Annotated in this window: 18 protein-coding genes; 9 read left to right on the top strand and 9 right to left on the bottom strand. The window is 70.1% G+C overall.

Annotated features, from left to right (window positions below; genetic code table 11):
- The first annotated feature begins 239 nt into the window (after positions 1–239).
- Positions 240–869, top strand: coding sequence for a VanZ family protein (locus ACZ61C_RS14990; protein WP_465306818.1), 630 nt, complete (start codon positions 240–242; stop codon positions 867–869).
- Here ACZ61C_RS14990 and ACZ61C_RS14985 read toward each other — a convergent pair.
- Both ACZ61C_RS14985 and ACZ61C_RS14980 read right to left on the bottom strand, forming a co-directional pair.
- Entirely contained in the window at positions 810–986 is a 177-nt protein-coding gene (locus tag ACZ61C_RS14985; RefSeq protein WP_465306816.1) for a hypothetical protein, read from the bottom strand. The two genes, ACZ61C_RS14990 and ACZ61C_RS14985, sit on opposite strands and share 60 nt — an antisense overlap.
- Positions 987–1,052: 66 nt before the next feature.
- On the bottom strand, positions 1,053–1,694 hold the full coding sequence (locus ACZ61C_RS14980) for a class I SAM-dependent methyltransferase (RefSeq protein WP_465306814.1): 642 nt from the start codon (positions 1,692–1,694) through the stop codon (positions 1,053–1,055).
- A 28-nt stretch (positions 1,695–1,722) separates the two neighbouring features.
- Between ACZ61C_RS14980 and mug the strand changes: the two genes are divergently transcribed.
- From mug to ACZ61C_RS14955, 5 genes are all read left to right on the top strand, one after another.
- Positions 1,723–2,274, top strand: coding sequence for a G/U mismatch-specific DNA glycosylase (gene mug / locus ACZ61C_RS14975; RefSeq protein ID WP_465306812.1), 552 nt, complete (start codon positions 1,723–1,725; stop codon positions 2,272–2,274).
- Between the two features lie 392 nt (positions 2,275–2,666).
- Entirely contained in the window at positions 2,667–3,452 is a 786-nt protein-coding gene (locus tag ACZ61C_RS14970) for a response regulator transcription factor (RefSeq protein ID WP_465306810.1), read from the top strand.
- 158 nt (positions 3,453–3,610) lie between these two features.
- Entirely contained in the window at positions 3,611–5,446 is a 1,836-nt protein-coding gene (locus tag ACZ61C_RS14965; RefSeq protein ID WP_465306808.1) for an acyl-CoA dehydrogenase, read from the top strand.
- Between the two features lie 135 nt (positions 5,447–5,581).
- Positions 5,582–5,857 (top strand): GlsB/YeaQ/YmgE family stress response membrane protein, encoded by a 276-nt coding sequence (locus ACZ61C_RS14960; protein WP_465306806.1) that lies wholly within the window; start codon positions 5,582–5,584, stop codon positions 5,855–5,857.
- Between the two features lie 145 nt (positions 5,858–6,002).
- Positions 6,003–6,296 (top strand): GlsB/YeaQ/YmgE family stress response membrane protein, encoded by a 294-nt coding sequence (locus ACZ61C_RS14955; RefSeq protein WP_370969631.1) that lies wholly within the window; start codon positions 6,003–6,005, stop codon positions 6,294–6,296.
- Here the strand turns inward: ACZ61C_RS14955 and ACZ61C_RS14950 are convergent.
- Positions 6,286–7,665: an MFS transporter gene (locus ACZ61C_RS14950; protein ID WP_465306803.1), complete on the bottom strand. Its 1,380-nt coding sequence runs from the start codon at positions 7,663–7,665 to the stop codon at positions 6,286–6,288. The genes ACZ61C_RS14955 and ACZ61C_RS14950 overlap by 11 nt on opposite strands.
- Positions 7,666–7,788: 123 nt before the next feature.
- Here ACZ61C_RS14950 and ACZ61C_RS14945 point away from each other — a divergent pair, with 123 nt between their 5' ends.
- Both ACZ61C_RS14945 and ACZ61C_RS14940 read left to right on the top strand, forming a co-directional pair.
- A complete protein-coding gene (locus tag ACZ61C_RS14945) occupies positions 7,789–8,628 on the top strand; it encodes a helix-turn-helix transcriptional regulator (protein WP_465306801.1) in 840 nt (279 codons plus the stop codon).
- On the top strand, positions 8,625–9,332 hold the full coding sequence (locus ACZ61C_RS14940) for a leucine-rich repeat domain-containing protein (protein ID WP_465306799.1): 708 nt from the start codon (positions 8,625–8,627) through the stop codon (positions 9,330–9,332). The genes ACZ61C_RS14945 and ACZ61C_RS14940 overlap by 4 nt, the downstream gene beginning before the upstream one ends.
- Before the next feature lie 4 nt (positions 9,333–9,336).
- Here the strand turns inward: ACZ61C_RS14940 and ACZ61C_RS14935 are convergent, their stop codons facing one another.
- The 3 genes from ACZ61C_RS14935 to ACZ61C_RS14925 are packed head-to-tail and all read right to left on the bottom strand — an operon-like array spanning position 9,337 to position 13,727.
- Positions 9,337–11,550 (bottom strand): VanW family protein, encoded by a 2,214-nt coding sequence (locus ACZ61C_RS14935; protein WP_465306797.1) that lies wholly within the window; start codon positions 11,548–11,550, stop codon positions 9,337–9,339.
- A gap of 25 nt (positions 11,551–11,575) precedes the next feature.
- On the bottom strand, positions 11,576–11,908 hold the full coding sequence (locus ACZ61C_RS14930) for a GroES family chaperonin (protein ID WP_465306795.1): 333 nt from the start codon (positions 11,906–11,908) through the stop codon (positions 11,576–11,578).
- 1 nt (position 11,909) lies between these two features.
- Complete coding sequence (locus tag ACZ61C_RS14925) at positions 11,910–13,727, bottom strand: NHL domain-containing thioredoxin family protein (RefSeq protein WP_465307048.1); 1,818 nt, start codon at positions 13,725–13,727, stop codon at positions 11,910–11,912.
- 154 nt (positions 13,728–13,881) lie between these two features.
- Between ACZ61C_RS14925 and ACZ61C_RS14920 the strand changes: the two genes are divergently transcribed.
- Positions 13,882–14,457 carry a hypothetical protein gene (locus ACZ61C_RS14920; protein WP_465306793.1) on the top strand — a complete coding sequence of 192 codons (576 nt, stop codon included), beginning with the start codon at positions 13,882–13,884 and terminating at the stop codon, positions 14,455–14,457.
- A gap of 55 nt (positions 14,458–14,512) precedes the next feature.
- Here the strand turns inward: ACZ61C_RS14920 and ACZ61C_RS14915 are convergent, their stop codons facing one another.
- The 3 genes from ACZ61C_RS14915 to ACZ61C_RS14905 form a co-directional block, all read right to left on the bottom strand.
- Complete coding sequence (locus tag ACZ61C_RS14915) at positions 14,513–16,828, bottom strand: oxidoreductase (protein WP_465306791.1); 2,316 nt, start codon at positions 16,826–16,828, stop codon at positions 14,513–14,515.
- Positions 16,829–17,180: 352 nt separating this feature from the next.
- Positions 17,181–17,942, bottom strand: coding sequence for an amino acid ABC transporter ATP-binding protein (locus ACZ61C_RS14910; RefSeq protein WP_465306789.1), 762 nt, complete (start codon positions 17,940–17,942; stop codon positions 17,181–17,183).
- Positions 17,939–18,745, bottom strand: coding sequence for an amino acid ABC transporter permease (locus ACZ61C_RS14905; RefSeq protein WP_465306787.1), 807 nt, complete (start codon positions 18,743–18,745; stop codon positions 17,939–17,941). The genes ACZ61C_RS14910 and ACZ61C_RS14905 overlap by 4 nt, the downstream gene beginning before the upstream one ends.
- Between the last annotated feature and the right edge of the window lie 193 nt (positions 18,746–18,938).

Below are 18,938 nucleotides of genomic sequence, written 5' to 3'. Positions count from 1 at the left end.
GCACTACGACATGTGGGGGAAGCAATGGGCATCGAGGTTGTCCTCGTCGTGCTGGCCGTAGTGGTGCTGCTCATCGTCGGCACGCTGGTCAGCGCGACGCGCGCGGACCGCTCCGAGGACACCGGGGACGACTGACCGATCGGCCCGGCCGCGGGTCGGCCAAGTGGCCGAGGGACGACCCGGCCGTCCGGCTCTTCGACCGAAGCAATGCCCCGGTCAAGATCCATAACGTCGAGGGCATGACGAACGCACAGGTCACCGCCCTGCAGTACGGCTTCATCGGCTTCCTCGCGCTGTGGACCGTGGTGCTGGTGCCGCAGCTGCTGACGCAGCTCGCCCGCCACGGCGGTCTCCGGCTGCGGAGCATCGCCACCACGGCGGCGGTGCTGCTCTACGGGTGCATGACCCTCGCGGTCGTCTTCCTGCCGCTGCCCGGGCCGGGCACGCGCCGGCTGAGCCAGGTCGTGCAGCTGCACCCGTTCCAGTGGATCACCGACATCCACACGGAAATGCTCAAGCACGGGTCGCAGTGGTTCATGACGCAGACGTTCCAGCAGGCGTGCCTGAACGTGCTGTTGTTCGTCCCGCTGGGCGTGTTCGCCCGGATCCTGTGGCGGCGCGGCCTCGTCGGCACGGCGCTGATCGGCTTCACGGCGTCACTGCTCATCGAGATCACGCAGGTCACGGCCAACTTCGGGACGGCACCGTACGTCTACCGCATCTTCGACGTCGACGACCTCATGAACAACACGTTCGGCGCCGGAGTCGGCTGGGTGTTCGGCGCGCTGCTGCTGGCTCTGGTCCGGCGTTCACCGGTCGAGGTGCAGCCGGCCCGGCGCGAGCGGGTCCACCTCGCCCAGACGCGCTAGCCGCGCTTTCCGCTGCAGAGCCGCCCGCTTGGCGGCCCGCCGATCCTCGAGGACAACAACAAAAGCCGCGACGGCCAGGATCAGCGCGACCAGCCCGAGGACGATCGGGAGCTGCACAAAATCCTCCTCGGTACGGCGCTGTGCGGGAGATCACACAGGGTACGCAGGTTCGTGGTGAATCCGCTACCCCCAGCGACAGGGACGGGCGGCGAACCAACTCCGATCGGCCACAAGCCAGCCATCAAAAACCAACCCAGCCGAGGTCAGGACCTCCTCGCGCACCAACCGGCGGCAGGTGAACTCCTGCTCCCACCGCTGCCCCCGAGCCGAATACCGGACCGTCGCCGACAGCAGATCCCCCTGCCGGACCACGTCCGCGAGCTCGAGCGACACCTCGCCGAGCCGGCCGCCTTGGCCGGACGCCACGGTGTCGAACCACTCCGGCGGATGCCACTCGACGATCAGCCGGCCGTCCGGCGCCAAGTGGCGGCGCGCGGCGGCGAGCATCGCCTCGCGGTCGGCGTCCCGCTCGGCGTTCACCAGGTGGCTGGCGAGAAGCACCGCGTCGAACGTGCGGCCGAGCTCCAGATCGCCGATGCGAGCGCAGACCGTCTCCGCCCGCACGTGGGAAAGCATCTCCGCCGAGTCGTCCACAGCGACAACGTCGTGCCCCAGCTCCGACAGCGCGTGCGTGACCCGCCCAACACCACAACCGAGCTCGAGAACCGACGCCCCAGGCGGAACCGCCGCGTGCACGATCTCCGCCTCCCCAGCCGGCGGCAGCAGCAGATAAACCTCGACGTGACAGCCGTCCGCGGTGACCATCTCCCGAGCGTGCCGGAAACTGGGCCGGGTGAGCACCCGACCCACGAAGGCCCAGCTGGCCGCCGCGCACGACAAGACCATCCCTGACGTCCTCACCGCCAACCTCGACGTCCTCTTCTGCGGCATCAACCCCGGCCTCTACTCCGGCGCGCTCGGGCAGCACTTCGCCCGCCCCGGCAACCGCTTCTGGCCCGCTCTCCACAACGGCGGCTTCACGCCGAGGCTCTTCAAGCCGAGTGAGCAGGACGAGCTCCTCGACCTCAAGCTCGGCATCACCAACGTCGTCGCCCGGACCACCGCCCGCGCCGACGAGCTCTCCGGCGACGAACTGCGCGAAGGCGGGCGGCTCCTCCAAGCCAAGGTCGAGCAGTTCCGGCCGCGGTGGCTCGCCGTAGTCGGGATCACGGCGTACCGGACCGCGTTCGGCTTCCCGAAGGCGCGCGTGGGGCGGCAGGAACACCGGATCGGCGACACCGGCGTCTGGGTCCTGCCGAACCCGAGCGGGCTCAACGCGCACTGGACGCCGGCCGGGCTCGCGGTGGAGTTCGCCGCACTGCGGGATGCCGTTGTGACCCGCTGACCAGTAATGATCCGCACCCAACCGGCGTCTGACCCGTTAGACGCAACGAGGCCGGGAGGAAGGGGAGGCACGGCCGGTTCCGGCGTCCGGACCGACGGCACGGCACCCCGTCGGCGCGGGCCACCCTCAGTAGCACCCACCGCCCCGTCCGGGCATTCCCGTGCCCGTCGAGCCGTTGTCGCGACGGGGTTTTCTACCCAGAGTTTGCTGTGACCGGGCGGTTGGGCCATGAGGGGGAACTGGCGTCATGAGCTGCGCAATCGCGACTCGTACCAAGCAGGAGGAGTCACTTCTGGCCGGTCCCGCAGGGGGGACCGGACGGTGCCGAACGCGTGAACCGAGGGGACGCGTCCGGCGTCCCAGTAGCGACGGCGCAGAGACGGAGGCCCACGATGCACGGCATCGAGCCCACCCGCAGGCCCAGCGGGCCGATCGGACCCGGCGGCCGCAGTCTCGGCGTGGCGGTCGTCGACCCGGTCCCGATCTACCGAGACGGCCTCGCCGCGCTCGTCCACCGCAGCCAGGGGCTGCACTGGGCCGGGCAGGCAGCCAGCCACCACGCCGCTTTGCAGCTGTGCGAACAGGTCAAACCGGACGTCGTGGTGCTCGATTCGGCACTGGACCCGAACTGCCACCTGACGAAGCTGCTCAACGCCGGCGACCCGGCGCTGGTCATCGTCACGCTCATCCGTGACGCGAATCGCACCCAGCAGTACCTAGCGGCCGCGATCGCAGCCGGCTCGCACGCGATCGTGCCGCGGTCGATCGATTCACGACGGCTTGCCGAAGCGATCCGCCGGGCGCACAGCGAGCGCCGGTACATCGACCCGGCGCTGGCCGCGCTCACCGCGCGGCCGAAGCGCTCGACCGTGCCGAAGGGGGACCTCGCGCACGACAGCCCGCCGTCGCCGCGCGGCGGGATGCCGCTGTCCAGGCGCGAGTACCAGGTGCTGCAGCTCGTCGCCGAAGGGCTCGAGAACTCGGCGATCGCGAAGCTGCTCTTCCTGTCCGTCGAGACGGTCCGGACGCACGTCAAGAGCATCCTCCGGAAGCTCTCCGCGCGGGACCGGACACACGCGGTGACCATCGCCTTCCGCGGCGGGATACTGGTCGCCCGGACCGAGGACGGCCACGTGCCGGTGACCGCCGACACAACGGCGCTGCCGGGCAGCCGCTGAGCCGCTCAAGCAGCTAGAGGGCCACTTTTCGGTAGATTTCCGTTACTCGGAAGTGCGGATCTGCTTGCTCCAGTTACCCGCAGGTAATATCCTGAAGTTACCGGCGAGTAAGGCGAACATGTGCCCGGCCGGGGAGCCGAACACATTGGAGTGACGACATGGGCCACTACAAGAGCAACGTCCGAGACCTGGAGTTCAACCTCTTCGAGGTGCTCGGCGTCCAGGAACGCCTGGGCAAGGGTGTGCTCGCCGAGTCCGACGAAGAGACCGCCCGCGGGGTGCTGTCCGAGCTCAACAAGCTCGCGACCGGCCCGCTCGCCGAGTCCTTCGCCGACGCCGACCGCAACCCGCCCGTGTACGACCCGAAGACCTTCAGCGTCAAGATCCCCGAGTCGTTCAAGAAGAGCTACCAGCAGCTCCTCGACGGCGAGTGGTGGCGCCTCGGCCTCACCAACGACCTCGGCGGTTTCGGCCTGCCCCCCACGGTCCAGTGGGCCGCGTCCGAGCTCATCCTCGGCGCCAACGCCCCGCTGTTCATGTACCTGGCGGGCCCGAACTTCGCGATGATCGTGAACAAGAACGGCACCGAAGAGCAGAAGCACTGGGCGCAGCTGATGATCGACCGCGCCTGGGGCGCGACGATGGTGCTGACCGAGCCGGACGCCGGCTCCGACGTCGGCGCGGGCCGCACCAAGGCCGTCCAGCAGGAGGACGGCTCCTGGCACATCGACGGCGTGAAGCGGTTCATCACCTCGGCAGAGCACGACATGAGCGAAAACATCATGCACCTCGTGCTGGCGCGCCCCGAGGGTCCGGGCATCGAGACCAAGCCGGGCACCAAGGGCCTGTCGCTGTTCCTCGTGCCGAAGTTCCACTTCGACTCGAAGACCGGTGAGCTGGGCGAGCGCAACGGCGCCTACGTCACGAACGTCGAGCACAAGATGGGCATCAAGGCCTCGACGACGTGCGAGCTGACCTTCGGCCAGCACGGCACCCCGGCCAAGGGCTGGCTGCTCGGCGAGGTCCACGACGGCATCGCGCAGATGTTCCAGGTCATCGAGTACGCCCGGATGATGGTCGGCACGAAGGCCATCGCGACGCTGTCGACCGGTTACCTCAACGCGCTCGAGTACGCCAAGGAGCGCGTCCAGGGCGCCGACCTGCCGAACATGCTGAACAAGGCCGCCCCGCGCGTCACCATCACGCACCACCCGGACGTCCGCCGCTCGCTGATGCTCCAGAAGGCGTACGCCGAGGGCCTCCGCGCGGTGTACCTGTACACGGCGTCGTTCCAGGACCAGCTGTGGACCGGCGAGGGTGACCAGAAGGTCGCGCACGGCGTCAACGACCTGCTGCTGCCGATCGTCAAGGGTGTCGGCTCCGAGCGCGCCACCGAGCAGCTCGTGCAGTCGCTGCAGACCCTCGGCGGGTCCGGCTTCCTGCAGGACTACCCGATCGAGCAGTACATCCGCGACGCCAAGATCGACTCCCTCTACGAGGGCACCACGGCGATCCAGTCGCTGGACTTCTTCTTCCGCAAGATCGTCCGCGACAAGGGCGCGTCCCTGGCCTTCGTCGCCGGCGAGATCACCAAGTTCATCGAGTCCGAGGCGGGCAACGGCCGGCTCAAGAACGAGCGCGGGCTGCTCAAGCAGGCCCTCGAGGACACCCAGGGCATGCTGGGCTCGCTGATCGGCTACCTGACGACGTCGCAGGAAGACCCGCAGAACATCAACAAGGTCGGCCAGCACACGGTCCGCCTGCTGATGTCCGTCGGCGACCTGCTCATCGGCTGGCAGCTGCTCAAGCACGCCGAGGTCGCCATCGGCAAGCTCGACGCGGGCGCGTCCGCCAAGGACGTCCCGTTCTACGAGGGCAAGATCGCCGTGGCGTCGTTCTTCTCGAAGCAGGTGCTGCCGGAGCTGACCGCGCGCCGCGCGATCGTCGAGGCCGCCGACAACGCGCTCATGGAGCTCGACGAAGCCGCGTTCTGACAGGTCACGAAAAGGGCTCTCCTCGTGTGAGGAGGGCCCTTTTCGCGTTTCGGGGTCACCCGATGCGGGCACTCCGCTCTCCGAGTCCGACGAACCCGAATGGCCGGGTTCGCGGATCCTTGAGAGGAGAAAGTGATGACTGTCGCCGGCATCGTCAGCGCACTCATCGTCGGGCTGATCATCGGTGTTCTCGGCCGCCTGGTCGCTCCCGGCAAGCAGAGCATCCCGATCTGGCTGACCATCGTGATCGGCATCATCGCCGCTTTCATCGGCACGGCCATCGCGCGCGGTCTCGGGTACGCCGACACCAACGGCATCGACTGGCTGGAGATCCTGACGCAGGTCGTCCTCGCCGCCATCGGTGTGAGCATCGCCGCCGGCGCCTACGGACGCCGTGGGGTGAGCAGGTAACACCCCCGTATCTCGGCCCGGTCCGGCGCAGCCCTCGAGGCGCGCCGGACCGGGTCTTTTTCTGTCACCCCATCGAGGGGCAAAGCGAGCGGTCCGCGGGGATCGGTGTCACGGTGGCCCTTATTGGACGATCCGAGGAGGGACCGTGCTCGGCGGACTTTGGGGCATCATCTCGACGATCATCGTGGGCCTGATCCTGGGCGTGCTCGGCCGGCTGTTCGCGCCCGGCGACCAGAAGATCCCGATCTGGCTGACCATCGTCGTCGGCATCGTGGCCGCGTTCATCGGCAACTGGCTGGCGGGGGTGTTCGGCGTCCGCGACACGAACGGCATCGACTGGATCCGGCACATCTTCCAGATCGCCGCCGCCGTCGTCGGGGTCATCGCGGCCTCGGCGATCTACGCCAGGGTCAAGGGCGGCAGCCGCACTAGCGCCTGACGGCGAGACCTGCGCCGACGAGCAGCAGCACGGCGGCGCAGGTCATCGTCGCGGTGAGGGCGTGCGCGGACGACGTCGTGGCGAGCGTCAGGAACAGGCTGCCGAACGTGGCCACGCCGACGACCTGGCCCAGCTGCAGCGTCGTGGTCAGCAGACCGCTGACGTCCGACGCGCGGTCGAGCGGGACGTGCGTCAGCGCGTTCACCATCAGGGAGCCGAACGCGGGTCCCATCGACAGGCCGAACAGCAGCAGCGCGGCGAAGAACAGCGCGCCGCCGTCCGCACCCAGCGCGAGCAGCGCGTACGCGACCGCCGAACCGACGTAACCGCACGGCGTCAGCCACTTGTGCACCCGCTGCGGCAGCCGGTTCCAGAAGAACCCGCACAGGCCGAAGACCACGCCGCCCGGCGCCATCGCCAGGCCGGCGGCCAGTGCCGTCTTGCCGAGGCCGGACTGCAGGTGCAGGGCCACGCAGAAGAGGAACCCGCCGTAGGACGCGACGCCCGCCCCGAGCGTGGCCAGCCCCGGCGCGACACCACGGATCTCGAGCACGGCCAGATCGACGAGCGGGTCGCGCACCCGGCGTTCCACCAAGACGAACAGCACGGCCAGCAGCACGCCGACGGCGAGCGAGCCGAACGTCCAGGCGGGCCAGCCGGTTTCGTGCCCGAGCACCAGCGGCAGCACGACGAGCACCACCGCCGGCACGGCGATCGTGAGCCCGCCGACGTCGAGCCGGCGGCCCGCTTTCGCCGCTCCGGCGGGCACCAGCTTGACCGCGAGCGCGGCCACGAGCACGCCGATCGGGACGTTCACCAGGAAGATCGGCCGCCAGCCCGCGCCGAACAGGTCGGCGCCGACGAGCACGCCGCCGGCAACCTGGCCCGCGACGAACGCGACGGAGATGACGGCGGTGTACGCGCTGAGCGCCTTGGCCCGCGCGGCGCCGGTGAACCGGGCCTGGATGACGCTGATGACCTGCGGCATCATCAACGCGGCGCCGGCGCCCTGGGCGATCCGGGCGACGATCAGCGTGGCGGGGTTCGGCGCGAGCCCGCACAGCAGCGAGCAGACGGTGAAGGTGACAACGCCGGTGACGAACAGCCGTCGCCGTCCGAACAGCTCGCCGAGGCGGGCGCCGGTGATCAGCAGCATCGCGTAACCCACGGTGTAACCGGAGACGACCAGCTGCAGTGCGGCGCCGGACGCGTGCAGGTCGGTGCGGATGTCGGTCATGGCGACGTTCACGACGGTGACGTCGAGCAGCGCCATGAACTGGCCGAGCAGCAGGACGGCCAGCATGAACCACGGCCGCCGGTCCGGCCGGGCTTCCCGGTCCGTGGCCGGGGCAGGGGTGGTCAGTGTCATGCCGTCGACTCTGGGTTTTTTGGCGCTGGGGCTGGGAGAGCCTGGTGATGCTGGTACTGGGAGCACCCGCTTCGCCCGCTGGATCTTCCAAAACTGTCGTACCCCTCGGGCACCATGTCCCTTATGACCCAGACGCAGGTCCCCACGAGCCGCCGGGAGGAGCTCGGCCGGTTCCTCAAGGCGTGCCGGGCGCGGATCGGCCCGGCGGAGGTCGGCCTCGCGCCCGGGCCTCGCCGTCGGCTCAGCGGCCTGCGGCGGGAGGAGGTGGCGCTGCTCGCCGGGGTCGGCGTCACCTGGTACACGTGGCTGGAGCAGGGGCGGCCGATCAACGCGAGCGCGCAGGTGCTCGACGCCGTGGCGCGCACGCTGCGGATGGACCACCCCGAGCGGGAGCACCTCTACCGGCTGGCGGAGCTGACGCCGTCGCGGCTGCCTTCGTCGGACGAGGCGGTGCCGGACGTGGTGCGCGAGGTGCTGCGCGCGCTGGATCCGTTGCCCGCCACGGTGGTCAACGGCCGCTTCGACGTGCTGGCGTCGAACGCGGCTCAGGAGGAGCTGTTCTGGGAGTGGCACAGCCTGCCGTGCCTGCACAAGAACCTGCTGTGGTGCTGCGTGACCGAGCCGAGCGCGCGGGGGTTCCTGCTGAACTACGACGAGGAGGTCCCGCACATGGTCGCGCGGATGCGGGCCGAGTACGGACGGCACCTCGGCGACCCGGCCTGGGAGGAGGACATCCGGCGGCTTTCGGCGCTGAGCCCGGAGTTCACCGAGCTGTGGGCGCGCCACGAGGTCGCCGAACCGCGGGCGCGGCTGCGACGGCTGCACCACCCGCGGGCCGGGCGGATGGACTTCCGGCTGACCGAGCTCGCGGTGTCGGAGGCGCCGGGGCTGCGGATCCAGGTGTCCACACCGGAAGACGCGCACACGTGGGCGTTGCTGCCGGAGACGCGGAGGTCGTCGTGACAGCAGTGGACCTGAGCGGCCGGGAGCTGACTTCGGTGCCGTCGCTGCCTGCGGGTCTGACACGGCTCGACCTCTACCGGAACTCGCTCACGGCGGTGCCCGCGTCGCTGTGGGAGCACACCGGACTGGAGGTGCTCAACCTGGCGGCGAACCGGCTTTCCTCGCTGCCGCCGGGAATCTCGGCGCTGACGTCGGTGCACACGCTCGACCTGGGGCACAACCGGTTCCCGTCACTGCCCGACGAGCTGGGTGAGCTGGCCGGGCTCACCGAGTACCTGTACGTCAGCGACAACCAGCTGACCGAGTTTCCTTCGGCGTGGTGCCGGCTGGGGAAGCTGAAGTACCTGGGCTGCACGGACAACCGGATCCGCGCGCTGCCGGCGGATCTCTCGGGTTTGGCTTCGCTGCGGGAACTCCGGCTCTACCGCAACGAGCTGACGCAGCTGCCGTCGTCGATCGGCACGCTGGGAACGTTGCGGGAGCTGCACTTGCGGGGCAACGGGCTGACTTCGCTGCCGGAGTCGATCGGCTCGCTGAGTGAGCTCCGCCAGCTCGACCTGCGGGAGAACGCGTTGGTCTCGCTGCCGGGCTCGGTCGCTCAACTGTCCAAACTGGACAAGCTGGATCTGCGGTGGAACAAGCACTTCCGCGAGCCGGCGTGGTTGCGCTCCTTCGAAGAGGAGGGGTGCATGGTCCTTCGCTGACAACTCAACACAGGATGGTCGGACGCGGACCGTAGGTCGCGGTGTGCGACGTCCGCCGGACTTCGGCGCCGCTGCCGACGTCGTAGAGCACGCGCGTGTCGGTGATGCTGAAGCCGGGTGTGCCGATGGACGCCTGGCAGGGGCTGACGCCCCCGAACTGGACGGGGGGCGGGTCGCCGGGGACCTGGGCGCCGGTCTGGCTCTCGACGCGGTAGTGGCGGGTGCCCCAGATCCGGACGGTGACGGAGTCGCCGGAGACCGTGGCCTGGACGGCGATCCCGGTCGGCGAGTCGTTGGTCAGCTTGAGCTCGACGGGGCTGCCGTCGGCGTTGACGGCCTTGGCGTCGCGGGCGGCCGGGTAGCGGTCGAGGTAGTGGTCGTGCTCGAGGTGGCCGCCGTCGGCCAGGCCCGCGAGGTAGCCGGCGTTGTACAAAGTGGACGCCAGCTGCGAGACCCCACCACCGACGACGGTGGGGCCGGTGCCGTCTTCGTCGGCCGGGGCGGGCACGTAACCGGCGTCCGCGGTGCGCGGGCCGGAGCGGGCGCCGAGGCTGAACGTCTCGCCGGGCTTGACGATCGTGCCGGACACGCGGTCGGCGAGGGTGCGGTTGTTCGTCGCGGCCGGGCCGGTGAGGCCGGCGGTGGTGAACTCGCCGATCACGGCGGTGATGCCGAGCGCCCCGGCGGCTTCGGTGGTCACGCCGGGCTTCGTCGCGTTGTAGACGACCGGGAGGTCCCGGCCGCCGGTCTTCTTCAGGACGTCGATCAGCGGCAGGAAGGTCTTCTCCCAGTTGATCTTCCGCGCGTCTTCGGACGGCTCGACGCTCGGCTGGTCGCCGGTGAAGACGATCTGGGCGTCCTTGCCGTCGGTCTCGGTGCTCGCGAGCCCGTCGGTGAGCGCGGCCTGCAGCTTGCCCTGGTCGATGCGGACCTCGACGGCCCCGCCCTCGACCGCGGCGAACTGGAAGGAGGCGGCGATGGCGTCCGGCTTGAGCGGGACGTCCTTGCCCTGCCCGTGCACGACGACGGGCGTCGCCACCGCGGGCACGACGATCTGCCGGAAGGCGGCTTGGACGCCCGCGGCGGTCGCCTTCACCGGCGTGATCGCCATGGTCAGCTTGACCCCGGCGGGGTCGAGCCAGTGGTCGGTGACGGTGTGCACGGCGGCGTCGAGATCGGTCAGCTGCTGGCCCTGCCTGGGCAGGACCGGGTAGGGCGTCACACCGCCGTCGCTGCCCTGGAGCGGCATGAACCCGACGGCGCCTTCGGTGGCGGCGTGGTTGAGCTTGCCCTCGGCGAGCGCGCGCACGGCCTGGCTGATCTGGTGGGGATCGGTCCGCGTGGCGACGCCGACCTCGCGGCTGCTGAAGAAGGACATGATCCGCGTGATCGGACTCAGCGGCTGGTGCCCGGCGAGGCCGAGGGTGTTCGGCCAGTCGAGCCCCAGCCCAGAGCTCGAGGGAACGAGCTCGGCCTGCACATCCCCGCCGTGGACGACAACGGGCCGAGTCAGCCGCGGCTCGAGCTCTTTGCGCAGCTTGGCTTCCGCGTCGGCGTGCGACAGGCCGCCGACATCGATGCCCGCGACGGTGACACCCCGCGGAACGTCCCCGGCGCTGGCGATGAGGTCGATGGCGTAGAGGATGACGAAGAGCCCGAGAGCGAGCCCGATGGCCATCATGGTGCGGGCAACGCCCTTGCGCAGCTTCCGCGCGGGAGTCTCGGGAACGGGCGGCGCGGGGTTTTCGAGCAGCTCCCCGAGCAGATCATCGGCAAAGAGATCGGTGGTGGCAGTGGCCCCACCGACGGCGGTCGCCTCCGCAGGGGGCTGCACTTCGGCGGCTGCGATCTCGGCTCGGACGGTCGCAGGCTCATCCGGCCACTCGGGCGCATCCGGCTCGGGAAGCGGCGCGGCCCCTTCGGCAGGCGCGGCCGGTGGCTCGGTTTCGGCGGGCAGTTCCGCAGCTTCGGCCGCCAAAGTTTCCGCGGCCGGCGCGAGCGCAGACTCGGCCCCCGAGGGTTCCCCGGCGGGCGCCGCCTCGGCCGCCGCGGGTTCCCCTGCGGCCACGGTCGCGGACTCCGCGACACCGGCGGGCTCGGCGGGCTCGGCGGGCTCGGCGGGCTCGATCATCTCCCCGGCGGTCGCGGGCTCGACCGGCGCCGACTCGCGGTCGGCCTTGGTCGGGTCGGCGCGCTTGCGCACGTCGTCGTCTGACACGCCCCCGCCCTCCGCCGGCTCGACCCTAGAGGTAGAGCCCCGTGCCGTGCTCGGTTCGCTCGGTCGCCACCGCGTGGATGTCACGTTCGCGCATCACCAGGTGGGCGTCGCCCTGGATCTCCACCTCGAGCTGGTCGTCCGGGTTGAAGAGCACCCGGTCGCCGATCTTGACGTTGCGGACGCTGTTCCCCACGCCCAGCACATCACCCCACGCGAGCCGGCGCGCGACCTGCGCGGTCGCGGGGATCACGATGCCGCCGCTGCTGCGGCGCTCGCCCTCTTCCGGCGACAGCCGCACGAGCACCCGGTCGTGCAGCATCTGGATCTCGAGTTTCGGCCCGGCAGACACGGGCAGCATGTTACCCGTCGGAGCGCGGCTCACCCGCCATGACCAGGCTCAGCTCCCGCGCCCCGTCCGGCGACAGTCGCACCGGGACGCCCCAGTCCTGGCGCGTGATGCGGCACGCCGGGTGCTCACCACCCTCGTCGCAGCTCGCGGCCTGCGCCACCACCTGCAGCACACCCTCACCGACACCCGAAGCCAGCAGGATCTTGCGCGTCAGGTCCGTGCCGGCGCCAACACCGTCGGCCAGCAGGGACGGCGGCGAAGCGCTGATCTCCAGCCGTGTCGACGGGCCGAAACGGTCGTCCAGCTTCTCACCGGGCGGCGCCGCGAAGACCACCGAAAAGTCGATCTCACCCGGGGCCAGCACCGTCGGCGGACGGCGGACCGCGTGCGCGTCACCGCTGACGACCGTCGGCTCGGTCGTGGGCAGCGGGCCGACGCGGTTGCCCGCGGACTCGACGACCAGCAGGTTCCCGTCGTGCAGCAGCAGCCCCTGCGGCTCCAGGAGCCCGGTCGCGATCGTGGTCACTTCGCGCGTGAAGACGTCGAAGCGGCGTACGGCGCCGTTGTAGGTGTCCGCGATCGCGATCTTGTCGCCGGGCAGCACGGCGAGGCCGAGCGGGTGCTGCAGCAGCGCCTGGTCCGCCGGGCCGTCCGTGTGACCGAAGGAGAAGAGGTCAACGCCGATCGCCGTGTGCACGGTGAACGAGTCGCCGTCGGGCTCGATCCAGCGCAGGGCCGACGTCTCCGCGTCGGCGAGCCACAGCTTCTCGCCGTCCACCGCGAGGCCGGACGTCTGCGCGAAGAACGCTTCGGTGACGTCGCCGTCTCGGAGGCCTTCGACGGTCGTCCCGGCGAAGCGGCGGATCGTGCCGCCGATCGGGTCGAACACGCTCAGGGTGTGGTTGCCGGCCATCGCGACGACGATCCCGCCGGCCGGGCCGTACCAGGCGACGTCCCACGGGCTCGTGAGGTCGACCTCGATGCCCTTGCCCGAGTCCGGCCCGCTGCGCCACTGCGCGCCGGTGCCGGCGACCGTGGTCACCTCGCCGGTGATCAGGTCGAGGCCGCGCAGCCGGTGCCCGGCGGTGTCGGCGACAACCGCGTGGTAGCCGGCGCGCTCGGCGACCTCGTAGGGCAACAGCGCGATGCCGGACGGTTCGGTGAAGGTCGCGACGTCGAACGGCCCGTCCTGGGCGCCGCGCTCACCACTGCCGAAGCGGCGGACGACGGTCTCGCCGTCCGAAGCGAACTCGACGATCGCGTGGTGCCCGGTGTCCGCGACCAGCACGCGCCCCTCGGCGGTGGCGACGGCCTTGCTCGGGAACCGCAGCTCGTCGTTCTGCTCCTCGGCCGGCACGTACAGGCTGCCGCCGCGGCGAAGCGTCCCCTTCGCTTCGTGCTTCGTCACGAGCTCCGCGATGACGCGGCGAAGCGCCTCTTCGTGCCCTTCACCAGCGGCGACGTGCACGACGTACCCCTCGGGGTCGACGACGGCCAGCGTCGGCCACGCGCGGACCGCGTACTGCGACCACAGCTCCATCTTCGGGTCGTTGACCACGGGGTGGTGCACCTCGTAACGACGGACCGCGGCCTCGATCGAAGCGGGCTCACCCTCGTGCAGGAACTTCGGCGAGTGGACGCCGATCGTGACCAGCACGTCCGCGAACTCGGCTTCGAGGGGACGCAGCTCGTCGAGCACGTGGAGGCAGTTGACGCAGCCGCTGGTCCAGAAGTCCAGCAGCACGACGCGCCCGCGCAGCTCGGCGAGGGTGAGCGGGCGGCCGCCGGTGTTCAGCCAGGTGTCGCCGCGCAGTTCGGGGGCGCGCACGCGGCTCTGCGGTCGTGGTGAGGTCACGGCAAGAGTGAACTACACCCGCTCACGCTCTGTTCCCCCCATCCAGCTGATGAGAGAACAAACTCACGCCCGTGAAGACGGCGGAAAAGAACGCGCGGCGGGGTGAGCCGCCGCTTAGGCTCGGGTCATGACCCCAGTCCAGCCGGCCGGCGCCCTCACCCCGGAGGAGGCACGGCACCTGCAGGAGAACCTCCGGGAACCGGTGCGTCCCGGGCTGAGCGAAGCCGAGCTCGACGACGTCGAGCGCCGGTTCGGCTTCAGCTTCGCCGCGGACCACCGCACGTTCCTGTCCGCCGGTGTGCCGATCGGCGACCGCTGGCCCGACTGGCGTTGCGGCAACCCCGAGCAGCTGCGCAAACGGTTGGCCTGGCCGGTCGACGGCGTGCTGTACGACGTCGAGCACAACGGCTTCTGGCTGCCCGACTGGGGCACCCGCCCCGTCGGCCCGGAGGACGCGGTCCGCGAGGCCCGCCGGCGCCTGGCCGACGTGCCGCAGCTGGTGCCGGTCTGCGGGCACCGCTACCTGCCCGGCATCCGCGGGACGATGGGCTACCCGGTGCTCTCGGTGTACCAGACCGACATCATCGTTTATGGCTGTGACCTGCGGGACTACCTGCACCGCGAGTTCTCGACCGGCGGCATCAGCACGGCCCCGCCGGACGGCCCGCGGTACATCCCGTTCTGGTCCCGCTTCCTCGACTAGCCACTTCTCAGCAAATCTTGGACAGACGCTAGACAGCCCGATAAACGGCCAGAGATCAGTATTCTCGACGCAGCATGCGGCTCACACCGGCCGCCACGGTGGTCGCCAGGATCCAGCCGGACGCCGTGAAGCCCGCGGCCACCCAGTTGTCCGTGCCGTGCATGTACCAGCGCGACTTGTTGCCGAAGTCGACGATCGGCACCAGCAGGTCGGCCGTGTAGATCACCGGGTTCCACTGCAGGCCCGTGTCCTGCTGGTTGACCACGCACCGCCGGCCGTTCGCGATGACCTGGTGCGCGGGGTTCGGGTTCGTCCAGTTGACGCAGTCGTCGGTGCCCAGGCCGAACCACAGGCTGCCCAGCACGAGCAGCGTGAACAGCCAGCCGAGCGCGCGCACCGGGCGGTAGCCGTAGCCGACCATCGAGCGCTGCAGCCAGCTCCACGTCCGGACACCCGGGCCGAAGAACTTGAAGCCCTGGGCCAGCGCCTCGTAGCGGAACTGCTGTTTGCGCAGCGCCACCGTCGACGCGTGCTCTTCGTTCCCGGCCGCGCGCAGCATGTGGGCGAGCTGGTCGTACGGGCCCGGCCGGTACCCGCGCATCGCCTTGCGCAGCAGCTCGATGCGGTGGTCGAGCGCCTTGTCGTCGGCGAGCGGGATGCCCTTGCCGAGCGCGTCGTAGCGGAAGTCCTCCAGCTCGATGCCTTCGGACGCGGCCCAGAACGCCTCGTTGTCGTTCAGCGTGCCGCAGTGCGCCCGCCGCAGGACGACCCTTCCGGCCGGGGGCACGCTCGGGGTCAGCGTGAACTCGTCCGCGGCGACGTCACCCGCGTCGAGCGCCACCGCGAACGGCGGCAGCGAGCCGAGCTGTGATCCCCGCAGGTCGACGCGCCGCGCGACCTGGGCGCCGTCGAGGTTGACCCCGCCCTCGGCGACGAACGGACGGCTGTTGTTGTCACGCAGCGTGAGATCACGGCCGATCCGGCCGGTCCGGACGTCGAGGGAGAAACTGCTGGTGGCGCGGCGGCCGGGGTCGGTGAGCCGGGTGCCTGCCAGGTTGATGCTGCCGCCGACCTCGACACCCTGCAGCCGCAGCGTGCCGTGGATCGTGGCGTCGGTGAGCTGGAAGTTGCCCGCGATCTTCGACCGGCGCGCGGAGAAGACGTCCCGGCCGGGGTGGCGGAACATCGAGTTCCAGGCCAGGAAGTTGCCCCCGACGGTGACGTCGGCCAGCCGCAGCTGCCCGGCGGGCACCCGCAGGCTCGTCGCCTCGATGTCCCCGCCGATCTCGGTGCCGTCGAGGTGCAGCGCGCGGTCGTAGTAGGGCTGCGACGTGCCGCGCACGACGGTGATCTCGGCGCCGGCCAGCCGCAGCGAGCCGCCGATCCGGGCGTTGACCATGCGCAGCGTGCCGAGCGCCTGCAGGCCGTCCGACAGCTCCAGGTTGCCGTCGACGCGCAGCCGGTCGACGACCAGCGCGGGCCGCGGGTCGAGGTACGGGTCGTTGGACTTCCACGCGTCGATGGCGATCGGCCCGTGCTGCGACACCGTCAGCTTCGCTTCGCGCAGCACGATGTCGCTGTCCACGGTGGCGCTCGGCAGGTACATGATCCCGGTCGCGGAGAAGCGTTTCCGCTGGCTGGCGGGCCCGTAGTTGTCGACCTCGCAGAGCAGGCTGCCGCCGATGTGCAGGCCGTTGCCGTTGAGCGCGAAGCCGTCCGGGTTGTTCAGCGTGGCGCCCGAGAAGTTGACGTTACCGCCGGTCCGCAGGCCGGGGAGCCGGACTTCGCCGTTCGCGACCATCCGGTAGGCCAGCAGCGCGCCGTTGAGCACGAGCCGGTCGGCGTGGATCGCCTTGCCGTGCGGGTGCGAGATCACCGTCCGGGTGAGCACCAGCGAGCCCTCGATCACCGCGTCGGTGAGGTTGACCGCGGCGTTCGGCATCCCGCGTTCGCGGTCGTCGCCGCGCTGCACGGTGGTTTCCTCGATCTCGCGGTCGGCGCCGTCGACCTGCACGACGCAGCGGATCAGCCGGACGTCGTTGCGGCTGCGCAGGTTGCGGGCCTTGAGCCCGGGCAGCCAGCACTTGCGGAAGACCAGGCCGAGCAAGTTCGCCTCACGCACGTCCGGCGGCTGCTCGAACCGGCAGCGCTCGAACCGGAACAGGTACTTCAGGTCCGCGGCGCGCAGGTCGAGCGTCCCGGTGATGTAGGCGTCCTCGACGTAGACGATCGGCGCGTTCGTGGCCTGACGCCGCCAGCGCAGCAGGCCGCCGTTGCCGGGTTTCAGCAGGTCGGACGCCTTGACCTCGTAGCGGCGGTCGGGGATGCCCGCGAACGGGTCTAGGGGTGGCAGCGCGTTTTCGGTCGTCATCGTCTCCCCCACCCCATTGCCCCGCACCGACTATAACATCGGATGATCACCGGCCTGGCCGATTGCCGCTGCCGATCATTCGCGATGTGATCGATTCACGATGTCCCTCCAGGAGGAGGGGCTAATCGGCAACCATTGACCAGTGTGCGTATTCCTTTCCAGAGGGGTGGAGAATGCGCACAATCGGGCGCGAGCGCTGGTCACGGCGGCTTTGGCGACCAGCGGCACGTTTCTTTTCGGCGGAACGGCGGCGTTCGCCGATGCAATAGCCGCCGATTTGATCGCCCGGCACGTCCACACGGACTTGCCGGGCGATCAAGCACGGGCTGCCGACGCGGAGGCGGCAGCAGCTTCATTCACCGTCGAGGCTCTGCGTCGGGTTGAGGACCCGGTTGAGGAACGACTTCGTGCGGTCGTGCTGCGGGTCGCCGATCACCTGGCCGGGCGGGCCCTGCTCGACGACCACACCGCCGTCCATGAACAGCACGCTGTCGGCCACCTCGCGGGCGAACTGCATCTCGTGCGTGACGACGAGCATCGTCATGCCCTCTTCGGCCAGCTGCCGCATGACCGCGAGCACGTCGCCGACGAGCTCCGGGTCCAGTGCGGACGTCGGCTCGTCGAACAGCATCACGTCCGGGTTCATCGACAGCGCCCGCGCGATCGCGACGCGCTGCTGCTGACCGCCGGAAAGCTGCCCCGGCAGCGACGTCTCCTTCTCGCTCAGGCCGACCTTCTCCAGGTTCTCCCGGGCGATCCGGACGGACTCCTCCTTGCCGCGCTTGAGGACCTTCCGCTGCGCGACGGTGAGGTTGTCCAGCACGGTCAGGTGCGCGAAGAGGTTGAAGCCCTGGAAGACCATGCCGATCTTGCGCCGGGCGCCGTCGATGTCGACGTCCTCGTCGGTGATCTCGTTGCCGTTGACCACGATCTTGCCCTGCTGCGGCTCCTCCAGGAGGTTCACGCAGCGCAGCAGCGTCGACTTGCCCGACCCGGACGGCCCGATGATGCAGACGACCTGGCCGCGTTCGACCTGCAGGTCGATGCCCTTCAGCACCTCCAGCGGGCCGAACGCCTTGTGCAAACCGGAAATTTCGACGATGACGTCGGTCATGTGGCACCTCCGCCGGACACCCCGGCGCCGTATTTCTTCTCCAGCCGCTGCTGCAGGATCGACAGCGGGATGGTGATGACGAGATAACAGAGGCCCGCGACGACGATCGGGGTGAGCCCCTTCGCCTCCAGCAGGGCCTGGCGGCTGAACTGCGCGAGCTCCTGCTGCGCCGGCGTCGTGCCGAGCAGGAACGCCAGCGACGAGTCCTTCGTCAGCATGATCAGCTCGTTGGCCAGCGGCGGCAGCACGATCCGGAAGGCCTGGGGGATGACGATGGTGATCATCGACCGGGCCGGCGACATGCCCAGCGACCGGGCGGCCTCGACCTGCCCGCGCGGCACCGCCTGGATGCCGGCCCGGATCGTCTCCGCCATGTAGGCCGAGGACACGATGCCGAGCGCGATCATGATGGAGACGTTGCGCGGCAGGTGCGTGTCCGGGAACGCGATCGGGACGCCGACCCCGACCGCGAGGAAGATCAGCAGCGCGGGCAGCCCGCGGAAGAACTCGATGTACCCGCGCGCGAACCACCGGTACGGCCCCACCGAGGACAGCCGCATCAGCGCGAGCACGAGCCCGAGCCCCAGGCCCAGCGCGAACCCGAGCGCGGTGAAGATGATGGTGTTCTTGAGCGCGACCGTGATGACGTCGGGGAACTGCTGCGCGGCGACGTCCAGGTCGAAGAACGCCCGCCCGATCTGACCCCAGTTGGCCAGGAACGCGAAGACCACGACGATCACGAGCAGCAGGACGTACTGTGCACCCCGGAACGCCGATCGTCGCTGGCGTCGGCTCAGTGCCATTTCACTCCTCTGGCAGGCCCGGAAAGGGCTGTTGAGACACCACTGGAAACACCGCTGTGGGGGGGGGGGGGGGGGGGGGAGGGAAAGAGGGGGGGGGGGGGGGGGGGGGGGGGGGGGGGGGGGGTTTCCCTGGGGGCACTACAAAAAACTCCCCCAGGAGAGAGCAGAAGAAAAAGGGAGCTACCCGTGGAAT

This window comes from Amycolatopsis sp. NPDC104587 (genome assembly GCF_055583645.1).
The sequence above is the reverse complement of the archived record's forward strand: the minus strand, read 5'-3'. Positions and strand labels throughout refer to the sequence as shown.

Coding starts and splice junctions, on each gene's coding strand:
- ACZ61C_RS14990 (WP_465306818.1), top strand. CDS start 240: ATGACGAACGCACAGGTCACCGCCCTGCAGTACGGCTTCATCGGCTTC.
- ACZ61C_RS14980 (WP_465306814.1), bottom strand. CDS start 1,694: ATGGTCACCGCGGACGGCTGTCACGTCGAGGTTTATCTGCTGCTGCCG.
- ACZ61C_RS14970 (WP_465306810.1), top strand. CDS start 2,667: ATGCACGGCATCGAGCCCACCCGCAGGCCCAGCGGGCCGATCGGACCC.
- ACZ61C_RS14965 (WP_465306808.1), top strand. CDS start 3,611: ATGGGCCACTACAAGAGCAACGTCCGAGACCTGGAGTTCAACCTCTTC.
- ACZ61C_RS14960 (WP_465306806.1), top strand. CDS start 5,582: ATGACTGTCGCCGGCATCGTCAGCGCACTCATCGTCGGGCTGATCATC.
- ACZ61C_RS14950 (WP_465306803.1), bottom strand. CDS start 7,665: ATGACACTGACCACCCCTGCCCCGGCCACGGACCGGGAAGCCCGGCCG.
- ACZ61C_RS14945 (WP_465306801.1), top strand. CDS start 7,789: ATGACCCAGACGCAGGTCCCCACGAGCCGCCGGGAGGAGCTCGGCCGG.
- ACZ61C_RS14930 (WP_465306795.1), bottom strand. CDS start 11,908: ATGCTGCCCGTGTCTGCCGGGCCGAAACTCGAGATCCAGATGCTGCAC.
- ACZ61C_RS14920 (WP_465306793.1), top strand. CDS start 13,882: ATGACCCCAGTCCAGCCGGCCGGCGCCCTCACCCCGGAGGAGGCACGG.
- ACZ61C_RS14915 (WP_465306791.1), bottom strand. CDS start 16,828: ATGACGACCGAAAACGCGCTGCCACCCCTAGACCCGTTCGCGGGCATC.
- ACZ61C_RS14910 (WP_465306789.1), bottom strand. CDS start 17,942: ATGACCGACGTCATCGTCGAAATTTCCGGTTTGCACAAGGCGTTCGGC.
- ACZ61C_RS14905 (WP_465306787.1), bottom strand. CDS start 18,745: ATGGCACTGAGCCGACGCCAGCGACGATCGGCGTTCCGGGGTGCACAG.